Here is a 21,380-nt window from a genome sequence, read left to right on the forward strand (position 1 = left end):
GAAGATTGATCCTTTAGCTAAGTCCTATCACATACCAAAAGACAGACCAAGAAAGACCAAAGCTAAAAAAGAATCATACAAAAGATTAAACATAAGAAAGAGCCCCCACGTGACCAAATAGTCCATGTGGCCACTTCTTTTGGCTACTAAAAATAAGATTAGATGATAAACCAAATGAAAAAGCAAAAATCCCACAAATCCTGGATAAAGAATCGGAATAATCTTCTCTAGCTGCCAAACCATCACTACTTCTCCTACAAGTGACGCAAGGATAACTCCATGATAAAGAAAACTTATTTTTTTAGAAGCTTGAACAAAATCTTTCATACTTTCTCATCCCCTCGCTGTGTTTTCTACTATCCCGTTTTCTTTTATTTTAACATATCTCCACCAAAATGAATCTCCAATAATATTTATTTAAATATGATTTTTGCTTTACTTCTTTAATGAAAAGGGTTACAATAACAGTAAGAAAATTTCAGGAGGTTTCATTATGGCACAACGTTACCAAAATGTTATGGTCGCAATTGATGGTTCTAAAGAAGCGGACTTGGCTTTCGTCAAAGGTGTTTACACTGCTCTACGCAACGAATCCAAGCTCACCATTGCCCATGTTATTGACACACGCGCTCTTCAAAGCGTGTCTACCTTTGATGCTGAAGTTTACGAAGAACTCCAAGTCGATGCTGAAAGTCTGATGAAGGAGTACGAAAAACGTGCAAGAGACGCTGGTGTGACTGATATCCACATCGTCATCGAAATGGGAAATCCAAAAACCCTCCTTGCTCGTACTATTCCAGACGCAGAAAATGTCGATCTGATTCTCGTTGGTGCAACAGGTCTCAATGCTTTTGAACGCCTCTTGGTTGGCTCTTCATCTGAGTACATTCTCCGCCATGCCAAAGTCGACTTGCTGGTTGTGAGAGAAAGTGAGAAAACATTGTAATCATTAAAAAAGGGAGTCTTGGACTCCTTTTCATTTGTCCTGATTGGGTCACAAAAAGGCTTTAAACAATTGTTTAAAGCCTCAATCTTATTTAGAAAGTAGTTAATCCCAAAAGATTGAATTATTTGTAACTGTATGCCCAGTAGTATACACCGTTTCCATCAACTACTGCTGCTACAGCTCCTTCAGTGACATTCGGATCGAGAAGCAAGTCTCTCAAACCACTGTTTGCCCATTTTTTAATGACAACAGCAGCATCTTCATCACGACGTCCTACAAAGCCTGTGCTATCGTACTGACGTGAAATTTCATTTGCTTTCGGAAGTGCTTGATTTTGATAAATGTCTTCAGACCAAGTCAATTCTTTCAATCCTTGAGCCTTACGAGTCTCATTGATTTTAGCAAAAGCTTCTTTCGCTTTTGAAACATAGTCATAGTTTGTATCGTTTGTTGCTTCAACACGGTAAACAAACTTCACATAACCAAATTCTACATCACTGTATTTCTTGTCTTCGACACCACTCTTGAGATTTGCAATCAAAACATAGTCCTTAGCGTATGGGTTTTCTTTAGTCTTCTCAAAGATTTCTGGATCTTCTATTTCCCACTCAACTTTAGCATCCCAACCAGAGTTATCAAGGAACTTAGGATTCATTTTTTCGATGACATAGTTTTTGAACTCTTCAACATTCTTGAATGGCAATGCTTGACCTGCTTTAGCAGTCGTTACCAAGTTAGTTGAGTAAAGTTTCACGCTTGAGTTCTTGTCACTGTACATGTACTCGTCATCAGCAGTGTTTTCGTGAAGTTTTGGATCACGAGCTGGATCGTTTGGATCAGTCATCCCTTGAAGTTTCCATTTTCCTCCAAGCCACTTCCAGTATGCTGAGTAACCTGTACGCTCTGAGTTAGATGATACATAGTAGTAATGTGCACTACCATCGAAGTAGTAGTTGTTATCATTCTTGAGGACTGCATCACCTAGTTTACCTGGTGGGTAAACCAATTTTGGAGTTTGTCCATTTGGTGCCCAAGCCAAGTGTTCCAATCCTTCAGCTGGTTTTTCAACATAATCAGGGATTTGGTTTTCACTTGGTTCATCAGTCGTTACCAAACCTGGTGTTGTTGGGGTAGCTGGAGTTGCTGGTTGTTCTGGTTTTGACTCAGCTGGTGTTGTTGGCTCTTCAGGTTTATCACTAGGAGCTGGTGTTGGAGTCTCTGGTTCTGCTGGTGTTGGAGCAGGAACTTCAGGTTGACTTGGGTGTGCTGGCTCAACCGGAGTTGTTGGTTGTTCTGGTTTTGGTTCAGCAGGTGTTGCCGGTTGTGCTGGTGTTGTTGTATCAGCAGAATCTTTCACCAATACCCACTTACCATTTTGGTAGTAGTAATAATCACCATTGTCCAATACATAGTAATGGTACCCATTTTCGTAACGATAGTGCGGATCGTTTTCCAAGTTGTTAGTAGATGAGTTGTTGTTACTATTGTTTGTCAAAGGTTTCCACTGACCGTCACGATAAATACGGTAGTAGTGATTGCCATTCCAGTAAATATAGTTTTCATCGCTAGCAAGATTGTTGTAATCATTCCAATAGTTATAACCATAGTAGTTGCTACTGTTGTCATAGCCATAGTAGTTATTCCAATTATTGTAACCGTAGTTGTAACTTGGGTAATAGCTACCATATCCATAGTTATAACTTGGGTAGTAGCTATTGTAGCCATAGTTATAGCTTGGGTAATAACTGTTGTAGCCATAACTTCTTACAGTATAGTTTGATGTGCGGCCACGATTTGCAGTAGTACGGTTAGAAGTACGATTGCTTGAACGACGGCTAGTTCTTGTATAGTAGCTATTATTCCCATTCCAATTGTAAGCAGCGTGAGCTTCACTTGGTGCAAAAGTTGGAAGCATTGTTACAGCTGTTAAAACAGAAGCTGTCAAATAGGTATATTTTTTCTTCATTTCAACCTCTTAATTTTTGAATTTCTAAACTTGAAAATTAAAATAATAAAAATTTGGAAAGCAATTGTGCACAATTTTATAACTAAACCTCAAAGCTAGAGTGAATTCCTCACATCAACTTATTAACAGGCTTGAAATAAACAAGTTGACTACTGTCTTTAAAAAGAGCATATTATAGCAGTACGAGGATTTTATATTTATTCGCTTTCTGAATTCATTCTAACACACTAAGTTTTAAATATCAAATAATTTGACTTACATATTTTTGATAAAAATCTACAAAAAGCGATATATTATACTAAAATATATTGCTTTTAGCTATTTTGTGTAATTTCAGTATACTATCATTATTCTTCCGAAAACAATACAAATATTTTCATTTCATTTTCTAGTATAAAAATGCTTATAATAATTAGTGATATATTTACAAATGTTCGTTTTCTGTTACTATAGATTCAAGAAAAACCTTTCCTGGTTTTTATCCCAAGAAAGGCTTCATGACTTATTTCTGTTTTTCTTTGTGGCGCTCATAGGCCTTCATCTGGCGTTGGATCTCTTTTCGAATCGTAGCTTCTGGGGCATAATGCTCTTCCCAGTCATCTGGTTTTAAAATTTTATGTGTAACTGGATCAAAATGTGCTTTTCCATCAGGGAACACTTTCCCCATATTTGCCTCGTGAACAATATCAAAGATACGTTCCGGATCTACTCCCATCAAGACAAAGCTACCATAGGTAAAGTAGAGGGTATCGATTAAGGCATCAACTTGTCCAATCAAATCTTTTTGGGCCGGTGTCTTTTTCACCACTTTCTCTGCAGCCTTATCAATCGCCTCGTGCATACTTGCAAGCGACTGCTGGAATTCTTCCTCCGAAGAACTTGCTGCGCGAACAAACTCTACTAATTCTTCAATTTTAAAGTCTGCACGGTGGGTTGCTCCTTCAACATCCCAGGCCCGTGGTTCTTCTTGGGTTCGTTCATCCATCATGTGGTGGAAGGTTTTGACCTTATTGAAGTGATAGTCCCGGCTGACAAATACCTTTTCTGCTGCCAAAACACCAAAATGTTCGAGCGCCTTGTGGATGCCATCTTGTTGGTTACTTGTAGTGATATGTTTGGCAACCTCTTTAACGCTGTTACTGCCATTTCCCATAGCCACAGACATGCCGACACCCGCCAACATTTCCAGGTCATTGTCTGAATCTCCGAAGGCCATGACTTGGTTGAGGTCGAAACCATATTCTTTCCCAATTAGGCGAATGCCTTCTAATTTTGAATTCCCTTGGTTGATGATATCTGCTGCGAAAGGATTGCTTCGAGTCAATTTCAAATCTTCAAAATCACTGGCAGCTTTCTCAGATTCTTCTGGAGTCATCAGCATTAACACTTGATAGATTGGCTCATTTATCAAACGAAGCAGGTCATCTTCCTTTTGAGGGACTGCCTTGCTAACTATTCGATTAAAGGAACGGCTAACGGTTCTTGTTAAGACAGTCGGGATAAAACGGCTAACCAGCTGTGAAAAGGATCCAAGACCAAAGGACATAATTTTAGAGCCAACAACTGCATGCTCCGTTCCAAGAGCGATTTCTTTACGCTCCTTTTTAGCATAAGCAATCAGTTGACGCAGGCTTGACTTAGCGATTGGGCTTGCAAAGAGTACCTTTTCTTTATTAAAAATGTATTGGCCGTTGTAGGTCACTGCAAAATCCAAGTCTAAATCTTCCATCAATTCCTTGACAAAGAAAGGCCCCCGTCCTGTCGCTACTCCAACAAGCACTCCTTGCTCTTTGACAATCTTAATCGCGTCCTTAGTGGATTTCAAAACACTCTTGCGATCGTTGACTAGCGTTCCATCGATATCAAAAAAAACAGCCTTGACTTCCATCCTATCCCATTCTCCCCTTTTGTGTTACAATGATTATACCACATTTCAGAAAGAGTGACTAAATCATGCCTAAGAAAATCCTTGTTTTACATACAGGTGGGACTATTTCCATGCAAGCAGACGCCACTGGTGCCGTTGTAACTAGTCAGGACAATCCCATGAACCATGTTTCCAATCCACTTAAAGGGATAGAAGTCCATGCCCTAGACTTTTTTAACCTACCAAGCCCCCATATCAAACCCAAACACATGCTAGCCCTCTACCATAAGATTAGAGAGGAAGCAGACAACTACGATGGGGTTGTGATTACACATGGGACGGACACTTTGGAAGAAACAGCCTACTTTCTAGATACCATGAAAATCCCCAACATGCCCATCGTTCTAACAGGAGCTATGCGTAGTTCCAACGAACTCGGTAGCGATGGCGTTTATAACTATCTGAGCGCTTTACGAGTCGCAAGCGATGACAAGTCAGCTGACAAGGGTGTCCTGGTCGTCATGAACGATGAAATCCACGCAGCTAAGTACGTCACCAAAACCCATACCACCAACGTCGGGACCTTTCAAACTCCTACTCACGGGCCTCTCGGCCTCGTCATGAAGCAAGAAATCCTCTACTTCAAAACAGCCGAGCCACGAGTTCGCTTTGATCTTGATTGCATACAAGGTCTGGTGCCTATCATCTCCGCTTATGCAGGTATGACTGATGAATTGATTGACATGCTGGATTTAGAGCACCTAGATGGGTTAGTCATTCAAGCTTTTGGAGCTGGAAATGTTCCCAAAGAAACAGCCCAAAAATTAGAAACTCTCCTCCAAAAAGGAATCCCAGTCGCCTTGGTTTCACGTTGCTTTAACGGGATTGCCGAGCCCGTCTACGCCTACCAAGGGGGAGGAGTGCAGTTGCAAAAGTCTGGCGTTCTCTTTGTCAAAGAACTCAACGCCCAAAAAGCGCGCCTCAAATTATTAATTGCCCTTAATGCTGGACTAAAAGGACTAGCCTTAAAAGACTATATGGAAGGTTAAGCCCCTTCTCTAGAACGCAAAATCAGGAAATCTACGCGATTTCCTGATTTTTTTATTTGCGTTTTCGTGTAGAACGACGTTCTGTCAAACCATGAGGTAGGAGAACTTCGCGCTCTTCTAATTCTTCCTTATGCATAATCTTAGTCAACATACGCATGCTGATAGCACCCAAATCATAAAGCGGTTGGGCAACTGTCGTCAAGTTTGGACGAGTGTATCGTGCAATTTGAGAGTCATCCGTCGTAATGATTTCAAACTCTTCTGGCACTGAAACACCATGATCTGATAAACCATTTAGCACACCTGCTGCCAATTCGTCACCAGTCACAACTGCAGCTGTAGCTTGTGATGAAATCAACCGTTCTGCCAAGGCATAACCATCGTTATAGCTATATTTTGATTCAAAGACTAAGCCCTCGCTATAAGGGACTCCTGCTTTTTTCAAAGCTTCCTTATAACCAATCAAACGAACCTTACCATTGATATCATCGACAAGTGGGCCACTCACAAAGGCAATTTTCTTATTTTCTTTGAGAAGATAGCTCACTGCGTCAATCGTGGCTTGTTTGTAGTCAATATTCACACTTGGAAGTTGGTGTTCTACATCCACCGTACCTGCAAGAACAACCGGCGTCCGTGAACGAGAGAATTCTGAACGAATTTTTTCAGTCAAGTGATAGCCCATAAAGATAATTCCATCGACTTGTTTTGAAAAGAGCGTGTTGACCACTGAAACTTCCTTTTCATCATCCTCATCACTATTTGCTAGGACAATGTTATACTTGTACATTTCAGCAATGTCATCAATCCCCTTAGCAAGTGTTGAGAAATAACCATTGGTAATGTTAGGAATCACAACTCCGACTGTCGTTGTTTTCTTACTAGCCAAACCACGAGCGACCGCATTTGGACGATAGTCCAAGCGTTCAATCACTTCGAGGACTTTTTTTCGAGTGTTCTCTTTAACATTCTTGTTGCCATTAACGACACGGCTAACTGTTGCCATTGAAACACCTGCTTCACGGGCAACGTCATAAATCGTTACTGTATCATCTGTGTTCATTCCGTTTCCTTTCTATAATGAAAATTTCGCTTTCACGCATCTACTTACTCCATTTTATCACTTATTGTAAACACTTTCAAGTATTTTTTAGAGAAACTTTGAAAAAATTTCACAGTTTATTCCCATTTTGAAAAAGCAATTACGATTTCTTGATTTTTAAGACATTTTGCTGTATGATAAGGAAAAAAAGGGGGGATGAAAAGATGGCTTTTACAAATACACAGAGACGTTCCGCTAGTTTTGGTGTCGTAACCAGCCTGCCCGACGATGTCATTGACTCTTTATGGTATATTATTGATCATTTTCTGAAAAATGTCTTTGAATTAGAAGAAGAGCTTGAGTTTCAACTGCTCAACAATAAGGGGACCATCACCTTCCACTTTTCTAGCCAGCACCTTCCGACTAGCATCGATTTTGATTTCAATCATCCTTTCGATCCGCTTTACCCTCCTAGGGTCCTTATTTTAGACTTGGACGGCAGAGAAACCATCCTCCTTCCAGAAGAAAATGACCTATTTTAAAAAACTCTAGATTCTCGGCGCGAACTGCTGAGGAACTAGAGTTTTCTTTGTCTAATAAATAGAGCGACTGACAACTAGACCGTTTGGTTTTGTATACTCTAAGTCAAGGTAATCCTGATAAGTCCCTGGCACAATGAAACCTTGTGGACTCAATATATCTGTCCCAGCTTTTCCCACGATAGAGTCTGCCAGCAAAACACAATTGGTACTGAGAACAAAGTAGGTTTTAAACTCAGATGAGCTGAATTTATAGAGGGTAGCATCCGCTTCCTGTTTCAGTTGGTAGGAGTAGGTATGCTTGACCTCTCCCTCTCTTCTTTTCATCAACTGCGAGCTTGGTTCCCAAGGAATTAACAGGTCTTCTATCTCTGCTAGACGCGCTTGGATGGCTGCTTTCTGTTGGTCCGTCAAACTCAGACCATAAGCAAACAAGGTCTTCTGACTTTCCCTCTTACAGAGCTCGATGTATTTTTCCCGATTGGCCTTAAACAAAACACCGTCTCCAACCATGCCGAATAAACGCTCTGAGTGAGGATCATACGAGCCATAGGAAATAACCTTCCCTTGATAACAAATATCCACATGTCCCATAGCGAGGAAGAAGGATGTTTCTGAGGTATGAATAAAAATTTCTAGATCAACTACCTGATCGTTTTTTCTTTCTGAATGAACTTCCCCTTCTTGACTTTCATGATTTGACAGCCACTCATTCAATTTGCGCAAGGTGCTGATAGGGATCAAAGCCGTCACAAAGATCGGCAAAGTCATTCGCATTCGTCGTTTTAGCTTGGGATTATTTTCTATCTTTTCAAAAAAGAAACCATCCCGAAGGCTACTAACTCCTAGCATGAGCAAGTAAAACCCAAGCAAGAGCAATTCAAAATTCGCTGCATCGTGAAAAGGAGAGATGCTATAAAGACCTAATCCTATCATCCATACAGCATCGAAGAGATGATGAATCCGAGGATGAATGGCATTTTTTCGATAGAGAGACCAGGTCACAAGGCTAATGATGCCCGTAAACAGCTGGTAGCTCGCAATGATAAAAACCAGGAGATAGAGGGCAAGGTCTTGCAAGATGATAGAATCAAACACCAGAGCCGCAACCACCAGCTTGCCCAAGGTTACAAAGATATTTTCCCGACGATTTTTATCCTGAAACCAGCGAGTCAACAAGTGCCAAACTGCTGACAAGGAAAAGTAGCCCATCAGCAACTGGTACCCCATTCGCGGAATAACTTGTCCAAAACGAATTAAGAGAAGCCCTAAAACAATAGCAAGCAGTCCCTCCCCGATACTCTTCCACTTGCTATAAGTCTCGGAAAGCTTAGGCATTTCCTTGCTCCAACTGGTCAACCAAGTAACGAATTGGTTGCTTTAGGATAGGATGAATAAAATGGGGAGCTATTTCCACTAACGGTTCAAGAACAAAGAGGCGTTCTGCTATATAAGGATGAGGCAAGATGAGGTCGTCCGTATAAATGACCTGATCCTCCACAAAAAGCAGGTCCAAATCAATCAAACGCGGTCCCCAATGAACTTCTCGAACCCGTCCCATCTCTGCCTCAATGGCTAACAATGTTTCTAACAAGACTGGTGCTGGTAGCCAGGTTTCTACTTCAATCACCTGATTAGCAAAACTATCCTGTTCCACACCACCCCAAGGCTCCGTCGTCAAAACACTGGATTCTTTGAGAATATGGATGCCGCGAGCTCGCAGTTTGTCGATTGCTTGTTCCAAGTTTGCTTGCTTGTCTCCCATATTACTTCCTAGAGCGATAAAGGCCCGCTGCTTACGACGGTGAATGGTCACCGAGCAGGTATCTAACGGTAAATGCACTGGAGCCCACGGTTTTTTTAGTTCCAACTCAATCTCTTGGACAAGTGGATAGGTCTCAAAGGTACGTTCAACTAGTTTGTAGGCTACCGTTTCAATCAAGTCCTCAGTGCTTTCCTGAAACCAAGTCGTCCACTGCTGACACAGTTCTCCGTAATGGACAGATGCTGTTAAATCCAAGTCTGTCGCCGCCTTGGTCATATCATAGGATAAGCTTGCGGAAATAACAAACTTCTGCCCCAATTCCTTCTCACTAGGGAAAAGACCATGATAGGCAAAAATTTCCAAATCTTTAATCTGCAGTTGATCCATAACTAGTCCTTTCTAGAAAAATCCGCTTATAGCGGATTCTTTTTATACTCAATGAAAATCAAAGTGCAAACTAGGAAGCTAGCCGCAGGCTGTACTTGAGTACGGCAAGGTGAAGCTGACGTGGTTTGAATTTGATTTTCGAAGAGTATTATAGTCCCATTAAACGATAAGCCTGATCTCGGAGGTCCTTATCCGTCTCAAATAGGCCACGAGCTACAGTGGTTAAGGTTGCAGTGCCTGGTTTTCTGACACCACGCATGCTCATACACATATGTTCGGCCTCAATGACAACAAAGGCTCCTTTAGCACCCAGATAATCCATCAAGGCATCAGCCACTTCAATATTCAAACGTTCTTGAATCTGTGGTTTTTTAGAGTAGACTTCAACCGTACGGGCTAGCTTGGACAAGCCTGCCACACGGCCATCTGGAATGTAGGCAATGTGCGCTCTCCCATAAAAGGGCAAGAAGTGGTGTTCACACATAGTATGGAAAAAAATATCCTTCTCCACCACCATATTGTCATCAATAATCTCAAAGGATTTTGACAAATGTTCCTCCGCAGTTTGGCCAAGACCTGAAAAAATCTCTTGGTACATACGGGCTACACGAGCAGGTGTCTCCTGCAAGCCCTCGCGGTTAACATCTTCGCCAACTGCCTCGATAATCATTTTTACAGCTGCTTCAATCTTTTGTGTATCCATTCTCTAGTTATTCCTCTCCATTAGGTAGGCTCTCACTTGGCTCAAGAAATACAAGGAACCCGTGACAATCCTAACTGTTTGTTTCTCTTCATTTTTATCTGTCAATTTCTGCTCTAGAAAATCCTGCCAACTTTGGTAATTGAGATTTCTAGACTTGGCTGTCTCTTTCAGCACGCTTTCATCCGTCGCCCGACTATCATCAAAATAAGTCAGAGTCAGTTGACTATTTGGCACCTTCTCTAGCAAATCCAGCATATCGTCCAGGGCCTTGGTTTTGATGCAGGTAAAAAGGATTTCCTTATGATAATCCGCAAAGCGTTCTTGCAAGGTTGCCAACAAAGCCTTGATAGCATGGGGATTGTGGGCCCCATCCAAAAGCAGCAAGGGAGCACTAGAAACGATCTCCAAACGCCCTGGCCATCTGGTTTCTTTCAAAGCTTGAGCAACCAAGTCATTACTTGCTAACTCCCGCCCAGTCTCCTGGCAATAAGTGTCTAGGAGAGCAAGTGCCATCCCCGCATTCTCTATCTGGTGCAAACCGAGCAGGCCTGTTTGAAAGCGACCTTGTCTGACAGAACTGCTATAATCAAAGATTTCACCCGCTACCACGCTTTCTTGATGACGAACCTGGTAATCACTTCCATAGGCAAGTCTAGGTGCATTTTTAGCTTCTGCAATAGGGTCGATCACAGTCAGGGCTTCAGGAACAATATGACCTGTCACCAAGGGAATGCCTTGCTTTATAATACCAGCCTTCTGCTCTGCTATTGCTTCCAAAGTGTCACCAAGTAGGGCCACATGATCCAGTCCAATGGTCGTAATTCCTGTTAAAATAGGCTGGCAAACATTGGTACTATCCAGAAGGCCACCCATACCGACTTCCATGATGGCCACATCTACTAGCTCAGAGGCAAAGTAATCATAAGCTAGTGCTGTGATAATTTCAAACTCAGTTGTCCCCTGCAAATTGTCAGAAGATTCCCCCTCAAGCAAAGACTGATAGTCTGCCATGAGGGCTTCTAGTCTCGCTTCTGGGATGGATTCCCCATTGATGCTAATCTGGTCTGTATAATGAATGAGATAGGGTGAGCTGAACACCCCAACTCTTAGACCTAGCTTTTCCAGCATCTTTTTCAAAAAAGCAATGGTAGACCCCTTGCCATTGGTCCCTCCAATATGGATAACCTTAAGTTTGAGATGGGGATTGCCTCGCAGAGCTAGGAGTTCCACCATTCGCTCCAAACCAAAATGTGGTTGGTCCGTCCGGTAGTGGGCAATCCACTGATTGTTTTCAATTTCGTTCATCTTACTTATATTGTTTTAAATCTAGATTTTCCGCATCATCTGCCAAACGAATGGCTGACGCAATTTCAACTGCCATCCTGTGACTGGCTACATCGTGCACGCGCACCACTTCCACACCCTGTCTCGCAGCGATACTGGTTACATGAGCCGAAGCTGTGTCCCGATTACGGAAACCAAGTTCTGTCTCAGGATTGCCTTCAAAACCATTTTCCTCCAGGATATTAATGACAAACCGCTTGCGCGAAACTCCAAGAAAGATTGGATAGCCTTGCTGGTGTAATTTATCAAGGTCCCGTAGAAGGAGTAGATTTTCCTTCTTGGTCAGACCAAAGCCAATTCCTGGATCCAGCAGGATATTTTCTTGTGCAATCCCAGCTTGATTTGCTCTCGCTAGAGCTCGATCAAAGAAAGTCTTCATCAAGTCTTCGATTGGCATTTTTTCAAAGTCAGCTAATTCTTCCTCTGTAAAAGCTTGTCCAAAACCAAAATGAGGAAATATGAGCGAACTAGGATGCTGAGGTCGAACCATAACTGGATTAAACATGATAACCACTTTCGCTCCAGCCTTAGCAATCACATCCGACATTTTCTCATCTCCCATGAGACCAGTGATATCATTGACCAGATTAGCTCCAGCAGCCAAGGCAGCCTCTGCCACCTGACTTTTCCAAGTATCGATGGAAATGAGGACATCACTTTCCTCACGAATAGCTTTAATCACTGGAACAACACGCTGGATTTCCTCTTCTATCTCAACATAGCTACTGCCCGGCCGAGTCGATTCTCCACCGATATCTAGCATGCTAGCTCCTTCTGCTATCAATTTACGGGCCTGCTGGAGCGCCTGCTCAAGAGCAAAAAACTGCCCACCATCCGAAAAGGAATCTGGCGTCACATTGATAATTCCACAAATGGCTGTTTTTTCGCGGTTGACTTTATTGGACATAACGGTTACTCCCTTAAGGTTCTCTACCATATTATCTCTCTATTTTACCATAAAAAGAAAAAAGATGGACACGTTAGTATTCATCTTTTCCAAGTAGGTCAATGGTTTAGAATGATAGACCTAGATTTCTACTAATCAATACCAAAATAGCTATCAAACAAAAGGCTACACCATTGAGAATCATATGAAGCAGGATGGACATCTCCAAACGCTCAGTCTTATAGGCTGTCCAAGTCAAAACCGTTGACATTCCTCCATAAATAATCACAGAAGGTAGATTGGTTGGCATATGGAGCAAGGCAAAGACAATTGCACCAACAACAAAGCCAAGTTTTTCTTTTCCGCGGAAGATCTTTTTTGGAATAATCCCACGACACAAAATTTCTTCACAAATCGGTGCAATCAAGACTAGTAGGAAGAAAGTTGAAATCAAGGAGCTATTCTGAACTATACCATTCAGTATTGATTGGTTATTGGTTGTTACCTCATTTGTTAGTCGAAGCAGGAGTGAACCCAAGAGGTTTGTCGCAAAAATCACCAGATAACTCAACACCAAGCGAGCCAAGTCTTTTGCCTTAAAAAAGGATAGATTAAAAGTAGCAAGTTGTGTTTTTCGTGCACCAATAATGAATACAATCAAAACGACTATGGATAGGGCACCTACTAAAAGCCCTGACTGTAAAATCGGAAACTGTTTTTTTGCTAAAAACAAAGCAAGTCCTATGGGAAATTGAGATAGAACAAAAGCTACCAAAAGGATGAGCACCCATTTCCCTCTGTTCAAAACCTCTTGCCAAATCGTCTTATCTTTCATGATGTACCTCCTTATAAGAAAAAGGGGAGACTCCCCTTTTTTCTATTATACCATTTATAGCGCCATACTGATATAGTTAAGGATAAACAAGGCATCCAAAATCCAAATCATCACGTGCACATCCTTTGCTTGACCTTTGACAACTTTTGTTAACGTATAAGTCAAGAAACCAACTGCAATCCCTTGTGTGATAGAGTAGCTGAATCCCATGAAGATAGATGTAAAGAAGGCAGGGACAGCTTCAGCCATATCATCCCAATGGATGTTTTTCAAACTACCAAGCATCATAATCCCAACGATAATCAAAATTGGAGCCGTCGCAGCTGATGGAACAATTGCCAAAAGTGGACTAAAGAAACTTGAAATTGCAAAACAAACCGCAACTACCAAGGCAGTCAAACCAGTACGTCCACCCGCACCGATACCCGCTGCAGACTCAACATAGGTTGTCACGTTTGAAGTACCTGCGATGGCACCAATTGAAGTACCAATCAAGTCAGAGTAAAGAGCCTTATCCAACTTATCTGATTGGTGATTTTCACCATTTGTCGCTACGATACCGACTTTTTCACCTGTACCAATCAAGGTACCAATTGTGTCAAAAATATCTGTCAACGAGAAGGCCAGAATAGCCATAAGTGTTTCCGGTAGACGAGCAGTGTCTGAGATTAAAGCACCCAATCCTTGTGAGCCAAGTGCTGCACCAAAGATTGTCTTCAAATCTTCAAAGGCTGCACCTACATGGTTATTAGAAAAATCAATGCTTGATACATCAACCAAACCAACAGCGATAGCAAGAACTGTCGTTGTTAAGATAGAAAGAATGATTCCTCCCTTGATGCCCTTAATAACAAAGAAAATCGTAATAGCCAAACCTGCAATAGCCACTAAAACAGCCGGATTATTAAAGCTAACCAGACCTGGAACTGCTGAAGAGTTTGCTGTAATGGCTGCTTGGGCCTTATCAGCACCCTCACCAGCAACTGTATAACTTCCTGGATCAATAGAGAATTTCAAAAGACCAGCATTCTTAATCCCTACATAGGCAAGGAAGACACCGATACCTGCTGAAATAGCCGAACGAAGCGCATTGGGAATGGATTCAATAATCATTTTACGAACATTTGTTAAGGTAATGATTAGCGAAATAATCCCACAGATAAAGACCATAGCCAAGGCTTCTTGCCATGAATAACCAAGCCCAAATACGACTGTAAAGGTAAAGAAGGCGTTGAGTCCCATACCTGGTGCTTGAGCGTAAGGCAGATTAGCATAGAAAGCCATCATCAAAGTACCAGCTACTGCACCGATAATCGTTGCTAGAAAAACACCTTGAGCAGGCATACCAGTCTGCGAAAGCATTTGTGGGTTTACAAAGAGAATGTAACTCATTGCAAAGAAAGTTGTTAAACCAGCGAGAACTTCTGTACGAACGTCTGTTCCGTTCTCTTTTAGTTTAAATAGTTTGTCCATCATAAATCTCCTTTTGTTTTTTACGAACAATATTAGTATTATATCATTTATCATTCACTTTTTCAATATGTTTGTTTGATTTATTTAACAAAATGAAATTTTTATTTTTTGTTTTGAGTCTGTTTTTCTTCTTTCTTTTTGATATAATAGTAGACATCTTATCTGGAATCTACTAGGAAGGTTTTTATGACTAAAAAAATTATTGCAGTCGATTTGGACGGAACCCTGTTGAATAGCGAAAGCAAGCTCTCCGATTTTACCAAAAAGACAATCAAAAAAATTACTGAAAAGGGACACCATGTTGTCATCACGACAGGCCGTCCTTACCGCATGGCGAAGAACTTCTACCGTGAATTAGAGTTGCATACTCCCATGATTAACTTTAATGGTTCTCTCACTCATCTACCCGGACAGACTTGGGAGCACGAAAGATGCTTAACCTTGGATAAAAAATATCTCCTAGATATGGTCAAACATAAAGAGGATATTCAGGCCGACTTTATTGCAGGAGAATACCGTAAGAAATTTTACATTACAGCTCCAAATGAAGAAATTGCGGACCCTAAACTATTTGGCGTAGAGAACTTCCAACCGGAAAATCAATTCAAACCCGAACGAGTAACCAAGAATCCTAACTGCATTCTCTTGCAAACAAGGGCTGAAGACAAATACGCGCTAGCAGATGAGATGAATCGTTTTTACCAACACCAACTAGCAATCAATACCTGGGGAGGCCCTCTTAACATTCTCGAATGTACACCAAAAGGGGTCAACAAAGCCTTTGCTTTAGAATACTTGCTCAATGTTATGAACCGTGACAAAAAAGACCTGATTGCCTTTGGAGATGAACACAATGACACCGAAATGCTGGCTTTTGCAGGCAAAGGATATGCCATGAAAAATGCCAATCCCGATTTGCTACCATATGCTGATGAGCAACTCTCTCTGACAAATGATGAAGATGGTGTTGCCCATACCCTACAAGATTTATTCCTATAACGCTTAACGCTCAAAAAGTTAGCTTGTGCTAGCTTTTTTGATTTTCACAATTTTTCAATTAATCGGCCTGTTTTCATTTTTTTATATTAAATTACTCTCTTATTTTTTCATACATTTCCACAAAATGTTTATATATTAACATTTTGTAAACGAGTTTTCATTGAAAATTAACACATATTTATAAGAAATGGTTGCTTTTTGTTTGAAAACGGTTTATACTTAAAGTTAGGCTTAAAGTTTTCTTAAACACACAGTCAAACATTTTAAAGGAGGAATGACAATAATGAGTATCGGAATCATTATTGCGAGCCACGGCGAATTTGCTGCGGGTATTCATCAGTCAGGATCTATGATCTTTGGTGAACAAGAAAAGGTTCAAGTTGTAACCTTTATGCCGAATGAAGGTCCAGATGATCTTTACGCTAAATTCAACAACGCTGTGGCTGCATTTGACGCAGAAGATGAGGTTCTAGTCTTGGCTGACCTTTGGAGTGGATCTCCATTCAACCAAGCTAGCCGCGTGATGGGAGAAAATCCAGAACGTAAATTTGCCATCATCACAGGACTGAACTTGCCGATGTTGATTCAAGCCTACACAGAGCGCCTTATGGACGCTAATGCAGGTGTGGAAAAAGTCGCTGCGAATATCATTAAAGAAGCCAAAGATGGCATCAAGGCTCTTCCAGAAGAGCTCAATCCAGTTGAGGAAGTTGCAACTGCTGCAGCTGCTCCTGCTGCCCAAGCTGCTATTCCAGAAGGAACAGTTATCGGTGACGGTAAACTGAAAATCAACCTTGCTCGTCTAGACACTCGTCTGCTTCACGGTCAGGTTGCAACTGCTTGGACTCCAGATTCAAAAGCAGACCGTATTATCGTTGCTTCAGATAACGTTGCAAACGACGAATTGCGTAAAGAATTGATCAAACAAGCAGCTCCTAACGGAGTAAAAGCCAACGTTGTACCAATCAAAAAATTGATTGAGGTTGCAAAAGATCCACGTTTCGGTGACACTCATGCCCTTATCTTGTTTGAAACACCACAAGATGCACTTCGTGCTATCGAAGGTGGCGTGCCAATCAAGACTCTTAACGTTGGTTCTATGGCCCACTCAACAGGTAAAACAATGATCAATAACGTCTTGTCTATGGACAAAGATGATGTTGCAACATTTGAAAAAATGCGTGACCTCGGTGTTGAATTTGACGTACGTAAAGTACCAAACGACACGAAAAAAGATTTGTTTGACTTGATTAAGAAAGCAAACGTTCAATAATTTTAATCTGTTTCTATCATTTAAAAAAACAGGATTAAATACTTTATTAAAACTAAATAGAAAAGGAATAAAACCATGTCAGATATTTCAATCATTTCTGCTATCTTGGTTGTAGTTGTTGCCTTCCTTGCAGGTCTTGAAGGTATCCTCGACCAATTCCAATTCCATCAACCAATCGTCGCATGTACCCTTATCGGACTTGTAACAGGTAACCTTGAAGCAGGTGTTATGCTTGGTGGATCTCTTCAAATGATCGCCCTTGGTTGGGCTAACATCGGAGCTGCCGTAGCTCCTGACGCTGCTCTTGCATCTGTTGCTGCAGCGATCATCTTGATCAAAGGTGGTAACTTTACTACTGAAGGTATCGCCGTTGCAACTGCAACAGCTATCCCTCTTGCCGTAGCTGGACTATTCTTGACAATGATTGTTCGTACAATCTCAGTTGCCTTGGTTCACTCTGCTGACGCAGCTGCAAAAGAAGGAAACATTGCAGCTGTTGAACGCGCTCACTACTTTGCCCTTGTTCTTCAAGGTCTTCGTATCGCTATCCCTGCAGCCTTCCTTATCGCTATCCCAGCTTCTGCTGTTAAAGACGCTCTTGGTCTAATGCCAGAATGGTTGAATGGTGGTATGGCTGTTGGTGGTGCTATGGTCGTTGCCGTTGGTTACGCTATGGTTATCAACATGATGGCAACTCGTGAAGTATGGCCATTCTTCGCTATCGGTTTCGCTCTTGCAGCGATTTCACAATTGACTTTGATTGCCCTTGGTGTCATCGGTGTTGCCCTTGCCTTCATCTACCTTAACCTTTCAAAACAAGGTGGAAACGGTGGCGGCGGAGCTGCGACTTCTAACGACCCAATCGGTGATATCCTAGAAGACTACTAGAAAGGGGAACAATCATGGCTGAAAAAATTCAATTATCAAAATCAGATCGTCAAAAAGTTTGGTGGCGTTCACAATTCCTTCAAGGTTCTTGGAACTACGAACGTATGCAAAACTTGGGTTGGGCTTACTCATTGATCCCAGCTATCAAAAAATTGTACACTAAAAAAGAAGACCAAGCGGCTGCTCTTGAGCGTCACCTTGAGTTCTTCAACACTCACCCATACGTAGCTGCTCCAATCATGGGGGTTACTCTTGCACTTGAAGAAGAACGCGCTAACGGTGTTGAAATCGACGACGCGGCTATCCAAGGGGTTAAGATCGGTATGATGGGACCTCTTGCTGGTATCGGTGACCCAGTATTCTGGTTTACAGTTCGTCCTATCCTTGGAGCCCTTGGTGCATCACTTGCTGCATCTGGTAACCTTGTTGGTCCACTTCTCTTCTTCTTCGGATGGAATGCTATCCGTATGGCCTTCCTATGGTATACACAAGAGTTCGGTTACAAAGCTGGATCTGAAATCACTAAAGACATGTCTGGTGGTATCTTGAAAGACATCACTAAAGGAGCATCTATCCTTGGTATGTTCATCCTTGCTGTTCTTGTACAACGTTGGGTGTCGATTAACTTTACTGTTAACCTTCCAGGTAAACAATTGGCTGAAGGTGCCTACATCAACTTCCCAGAAGGACCTGTATCAGGTGCTGAATTGAAAGGTATCCTTGGTCAAGCACTCGGTGGATTGAGCTTAGACAAGATTCAACCACAAACTCTCCAAGGCCAGTTGAACTCATTAATCCCAGGATTGATGGGACTTCTCCTTACTTTCCTTTGCATGTGGTTGCTTAAGAAAAAAGTATCACCAATCGCAATCATCCTTGCACTCTTTGCAGTGGGTATTGCAGCTCGTTTCTTCGGTATCATGTAATCCAATAATCGAGAATATAGATAAAAAAGAATCAGGATCAAATCCTGATTCTTTTTGTGTATCAACTTTTTCTTCTAGTCAGATAATGCAGGCTCCCAATCACTACTGATAGGATGGCTACATAGAGTACTTGAGTGGTTTCTAGAGGCACAAAAGCTCCTCGCAGGATAAAGGTATTGGTAAGCAATCCAACAAGGGCTGCAAGGCTCAAAAACGTGAGCAAGACTAGTTTATATCGATTAAAGGGGATACTGACCTTGGCAACTAGACACAGACCATTGATTAAAGCAAGGAGGAAGCAAATAAATTTGACCTGACCTGGGACAGTGATAAAGAAGTTCGTCAAGAGTACACTAGCAACCAGAATGCCACCACAAATCGCAGCATTGGTCAAAATATCTCGCATAAAATGTGTGCTAACCTTTTCTTTATTGGACTCAAAAGTTAGGAAGAAGGATGGAATCCCAATCGTAATGACTGAAATGATTGTAAACTGAATGGGGATAAAAGCAAACTCCAAACCAAATACCACACTCAAAATGGCAAACACGATGGAGAAGAAGGTCTTTGTTAGAAAGAGAGATGCTACCTTTTGGATGTTATTAATGACACGGCGACCTTCCATCAAGATATCATAAAATACTGCAAAATCATCTGTGAGAAAAACAATATTGGAGACGCTTTTGGCCGCACTGGTAGCACCATTCATAGCGAAACTGATGTCTGCTTTTTTGAGTGCTAAAACATCGTTGACTCCATCACCACTCATAGCAACTGTTTTCCCAGCATTTTGTAAAACGGTTACCATCTTTTCTTTCTGCTCAGGTGTCACGCGACCAAAGATATCGTGTTCCAAGACCACTCTTTCAAAGTCCTCATCACTCACCTTGGTCATATCAATCGCCCGTGCTTCTTCCTTAAAACCTGCCTTACGAGCCACCCCATATACAGCCACATGATTATCACCACTGATAATCTTCACTTCAACACCTTGAGATTCGAAATAGTCAAAGGTTTCCTTGGTATTGTCCTTAATCTCATCTGACAAAACGACGTGTCCTAGTAGTTCCATATTGGCCGGACTCGTGATGTGGTCCTTACTATGGGCAAGTGTCAATATTCGAAAACCTTGCTGTTTTAGATGTTCATAGTAGGCATCCATCGGCTGGGTAAATCCTAGAAACTCATAAGCCCCGAAGAAATAGGTCCCACCGTCTTTTACTTGGACAAAGGAATACTTGTTTTTACTTGAAAAAGCGCCGACTTCTTGAACTTCCCACTTTTTCTCACACATTAAGTGGGTCTTTAGAGCCCGCGAAGTTGCATTTTCATCCTCGAAATAAGCCAGATAAGAAGATAGTTTCTCTGCCACCTTCGCATCCATTTCTTGGACCTTCATATTACCAGTCGTGATGGTTCCTGTCTTATCAAAACAGAGAACATCTACACGCGCCAAGGTCTCCACACAGTATAGTTCCTGCACCAGAACCTTCTTTTTAGCCAGCTTCATGGCCGCTACCGCTAGAGACACACTGACCAGTAGAATCAATCCCTCTGGAATCATGCCGACCAAAGCACCAGAACTTCCCAAGACAATCTCAACATAAGTCCGCCCTAGACTAAAACCTCTGACATAGAGCAGAATGGCAACTGGCACCAGCAGGATAGAGACGATTTTTAAAATCTTATCCATATAATCGCGCAGTTGAGAAGGGTATTTTTTGAATTCCTTGCTGGATTTTGCAAGTTTATTGATATAACTATCGGGACCCACAGCTGTAGCAAGGACCAGACAAGTACCGCTGACGACATTGCTTCCGCTCATCAGCTTGTCACCAACTGTTTTAAAGACCGAATCACTCTCACCCGTCAGCAAGGACTCATCAACTTCAACATTCCCTTCAAGCACTTCTGCATCGACAGGTACCTGATCTCCCAGATTGAGATACAGATATTCCCCCAGTACGATGTCTTCTGGATCAATCTCGATCGTTTGACCATCTCGATTGACCCTGTATTTACTTTTACCAAGTAAACTTAGCTTTTCTAAGGCATTCTTAGAGCGCACTTCCTGGAAAATCCCAATAGCTGTATTGATAGTAATCACACCTAAAAAGAGCATATTTTCAAATCGCAAGGTTGTCACTACCAGAACTGCCAGAGCCAAGTTCATAGCATTAAAGAAGGTAAAGATATTTGAAACGACGATTTCCTTGCTTGTTTTATAAGGTTTAATGTCACTAATATTTCGTTGACGATCCTTGATGTCTTGACTGCTTAAATACTTCATTTTTACTCCGATATCCTTTTGTACTACTATAGTAACACATATCTTTTTCTCTGTCACTTAAAGACTCAAAATAAGAAGAGCTTACTTGGTAAGCATCATTTATAGCCACTTTAAGAAGTACTTGAAAACGAAAGAGACTAGGATTTGTACTGACCCCAAAAAGTTAGACAATTAATTTATCCAAAGGATTTAGTTCTGTATT

19 protein-coding genes are annotated in these 21,380 nt (G+C 41.6%); 7 read left to right on the top strand and 12 right to left on the bottom strand.

The window, feature by feature from the left end:
- Window positions 1–27: 27 nt before the first annotated feature.
- The gene (locus tag ADI74_RS06135; RefSeq protein ID WP_049537781.1) at window positions 28–327 is read right to left on the bottom strand and encodes a hypothetical protein; all 300 of its coding nucleotides are present in this window, start codon (window positions 325–327) and stop codon (window positions 28–30) included.
- A gap of 166 nt (window positions 328–493) precedes the next feature.
- Here ADI74_RS06135 and ADI74_RS06140 point away from each other — a divergent pair, with 166 nt between their 5' ends.
- Window positions 494–946 (top strand): universal stress protein, encoded by a 453-nt coding sequence (locus ADI74_RS06140; protein WP_000079162.1) that lies wholly within the window; start codon window positions 494–496, stop codon window positions 944–946.
- Window positions 947–1,067: 121 nt separating this feature from the next.
- On the opposite strand, the gene ADI74_RS06145 is transcribed toward ADI74_RS06140, so the two are convergent.
- Both ADI74_RS06145 and ADI74_RS06150 read right to left on the bottom strand, forming a co-directional pair.
- Window positions 1,068–2,912, bottom strand: a complete 1,845-nt coding sequence (locus tag ADI74_RS06145) for a CAP domain-containing protein (protein WP_049537783.1) — start codon at window positions 2,910–2,912, stop codon at window positions 1,068–1,070.
- A gap of 502 nt (window positions 2,913–3,414) precedes the next feature.
- On the bottom strand, window positions 3,415–4,800 hold the full coding sequence (locus tag ADI74_RS06150) for a Cof-type HAD-IIB family hydrolase (protein WP_049537786.1): 1,386 nt from the start codon (window positions 4,798–4,800) through the stop codon (window positions 3,415–3,417).
- A gap of 65 nt (window positions 4,801–4,865) precedes the next feature.
- On the opposite strand from ADI74_RS06150, the gene ADI74_RS06155 reads away from it, so the two are divergent.
- Entirely contained in the window at window positions 4,866–5,828 is a 963-nt protein-coding gene (locus ADI74_RS06155) for an asparaginase (RefSeq protein ID WP_049537788.1), read from the top strand.
- Between the two features lie 52 nt (window positions 5,829–5,880).
- On the opposite strand, the gene ccpA is transcribed toward ADI74_RS06155, so the two are convergent.
- On the bottom strand, window positions 5,881–6,891 hold the full coding sequence (gene ccpA / locus ADI74_RS06160; protein WP_049537790.1) for a catabolite control protein A: 1,011 nt from the start codon (window positions 6,889–6,891) through the stop codon (window positions 5,881–5,883).
- Between the two features lie 203 nt (window positions 6,892–7,094).
- On the opposite strand from ccpA, the gene ADI74_RS06165 reads away from it, so the two are divergent.
- The gene (locus ADI74_RS06165; RefSeq protein WP_000886044.1) at window positions 7,095–7,412 is read left to right on the top strand and encodes a DUF960 domain-containing protein; all 318 of its coding nucleotides are present in this window, start codon (window positions 7,095–7,097) and stop codon (window positions 7,410–7,412) included.
- Window positions 7,413–7,463: 51 nt separating this feature from the next.
- On the opposite strand, the gene ADI74_RS06170 is transcribed toward ADI74_RS06165, so the two are convergent.
- The 7 genes from ADI74_RS06170 to ADI74_RS06200 form a co-directional block, all read right to left on the bottom strand.
- Entirely contained in the window at window positions 7,464–8,747 is a 1,284-nt protein-coding gene (locus ADI74_RS06170; protein WP_049537791.1) for a hypothetical protein, read from the bottom strand.
- On the bottom strand, window positions 8,740–9,561 hold the full coding sequence (gene folK, locus ADI74_RS06175) for a 2-amino-4-hydroxy-6-hydroxymethyldihydropteridine diphosphokinase (RefSeq protein ID WP_049537793.1): 822 nt from the start codon (window positions 9,559–9,561) through the stop codon (window positions 8,740–8,742). The genes ADI74_RS06170 and folK overlap by 8 nt, the downstream gene beginning before the upstream one ends.
- A 148-nt stretch (window positions 9,562–9,709) precedes the next feature.
- Entirely contained in the window at window positions 9,710–10,264 is a 555-nt protein-coding gene (folE, locus tag ADI74_RS06180; protein WP_000380921.1) for a GTP cyclohydrolase I FolE, read from the bottom strand.
- A gap of 3 nt (window positions 10,265–10,267) precedes the next feature.
- Window positions 10,268–11,569, bottom strand: a complete 1,302-nt coding sequence (locus ADI74_RS06185) for a bifunctional folylpolyglutamate synthase/dihydrofolate synthase (protein ID WP_049537795.1) — start codon at window positions 11,567–11,569, stop codon at window positions 10,268–10,270.
- Window position 11,570: 1 nt separating this feature from the next.
- Window positions 11,571–12,545: a dihydropteroate synthase gene (gene folP / locus ADI74_RS06190; RefSeq protein ID WP_049537796.1), complete on the bottom strand. Its 975-nt coding sequence runs from the start codon at window positions 12,543–12,545 to the stop codon at window positions 11,571–11,573.
- A gap of 76 nt (window positions 12,546–12,621) precedes the next feature.
- Window positions 12,622–13,329, bottom strand: a complete 708-nt coding sequence (locus ADI74_RS06195; RefSeq protein ID WP_049537798.1) for a CPBP family intramembrane glutamic endopeptidase — start codon at window positions 13,327–13,329, stop codon at window positions 12,622–12,624.
- Window positions 13,330–13,383: 54 nt separating this feature from the next.
- A complete protein-coding gene (locus ADI74_RS06200; protein ID WP_049537800.1) occupies window positions 13,384–14,802 on the bottom strand; it encodes an NCS2 family permease in 1,419 nt (472 codons plus the stop codon).
- Window positions 14,803–14,988: 186 nt separating this feature from the next.
- On the opposite strand from ADI74_RS06200, the gene ADI74_RS06205 reads away from it, so the two are divergent.
- The 4 genes from ADI74_RS06205 to ADI74_RS06220 all read left to right on the top strand — a co-directional run bounded on the left by ADI74_RS06205 (window position 14,989) and on the right by ADI74_RS06220 (window position 18,888).
- On the top strand, window positions 14,989–15,801 hold the full coding sequence (locus ADI74_RS06205; protein WP_049537801.1) for a Cof-type HAD-IIB family hydrolase: 813 nt from the start codon (window positions 14,989–14,991) through the stop codon (window positions 15,799–15,801).
- 283 nt (window positions 15,802–16,084) lie between these two features.
- Window positions 16,085–17,074 carry a PTS sugar transporter subunit IIB gene (locus ADI74_RS06210; RefSeq protein WP_049537802.1) on the top strand — a complete coding sequence of 330 codons (990 nt, stop codon included), beginning with the start codon at window positions 16,085–16,087 and terminating at the stop codon, window positions 17,072–17,074.
- A gap of 75 nt (window positions 17,075–17,149) precedes the next feature.
- Window positions 17,150–17,962 carry a PTS mannose/fructose/sorbose transporter subunit IIC gene (locus ADI74_RS06215; protein ID WP_042898984.1) on the top strand — a complete coding sequence of 271 codons (813 nt, stop codon included), beginning with the start codon at window positions 17,150–17,152 and terminating at the stop codon, window positions 17,960–17,962.
- Between the two features lie 14 nt (window positions 17,963–17,976).
- Entirely contained in the window at window positions 17,977–18,888 is a 912-nt protein-coding gene (locus ADI74_RS06220) for a PTS system mannose/fructose/sorbose family transporter subunit IID (RefSeq protein WP_049537803.1), read from the top strand.
- Window positions 18,889–18,949: 61 nt separating this feature from the next.
- Here ADI74_RS06220 and ADI74_RS06225 read toward each other — a convergent pair whose 3' ends face one another.
- Window positions 18,950–21,178, bottom strand: coding sequence for an HAD-IC family P-type ATPase (locus ADI74_RS06225; protein ID WP_049537804.1), 2,229 nt, complete (start codon window positions 21,176–21,178; stop codon window positions 18,950–18,952).
- Between the last annotated feature and the right edge of the window lie 202 nt (window positions 21,179–21,380).

Origin of the sequence: Streptococcus pseudopneumoniae (assembly GCF_001074565.1) — a bacterium.
In the GTDB taxonomy this organism is placed as follows: Bacteria; Bacillota; Bacilli; order Lactobacillales; family Streptococcaceae; genus Streptococcus; species Streptococcus pseudopneumoniae_J.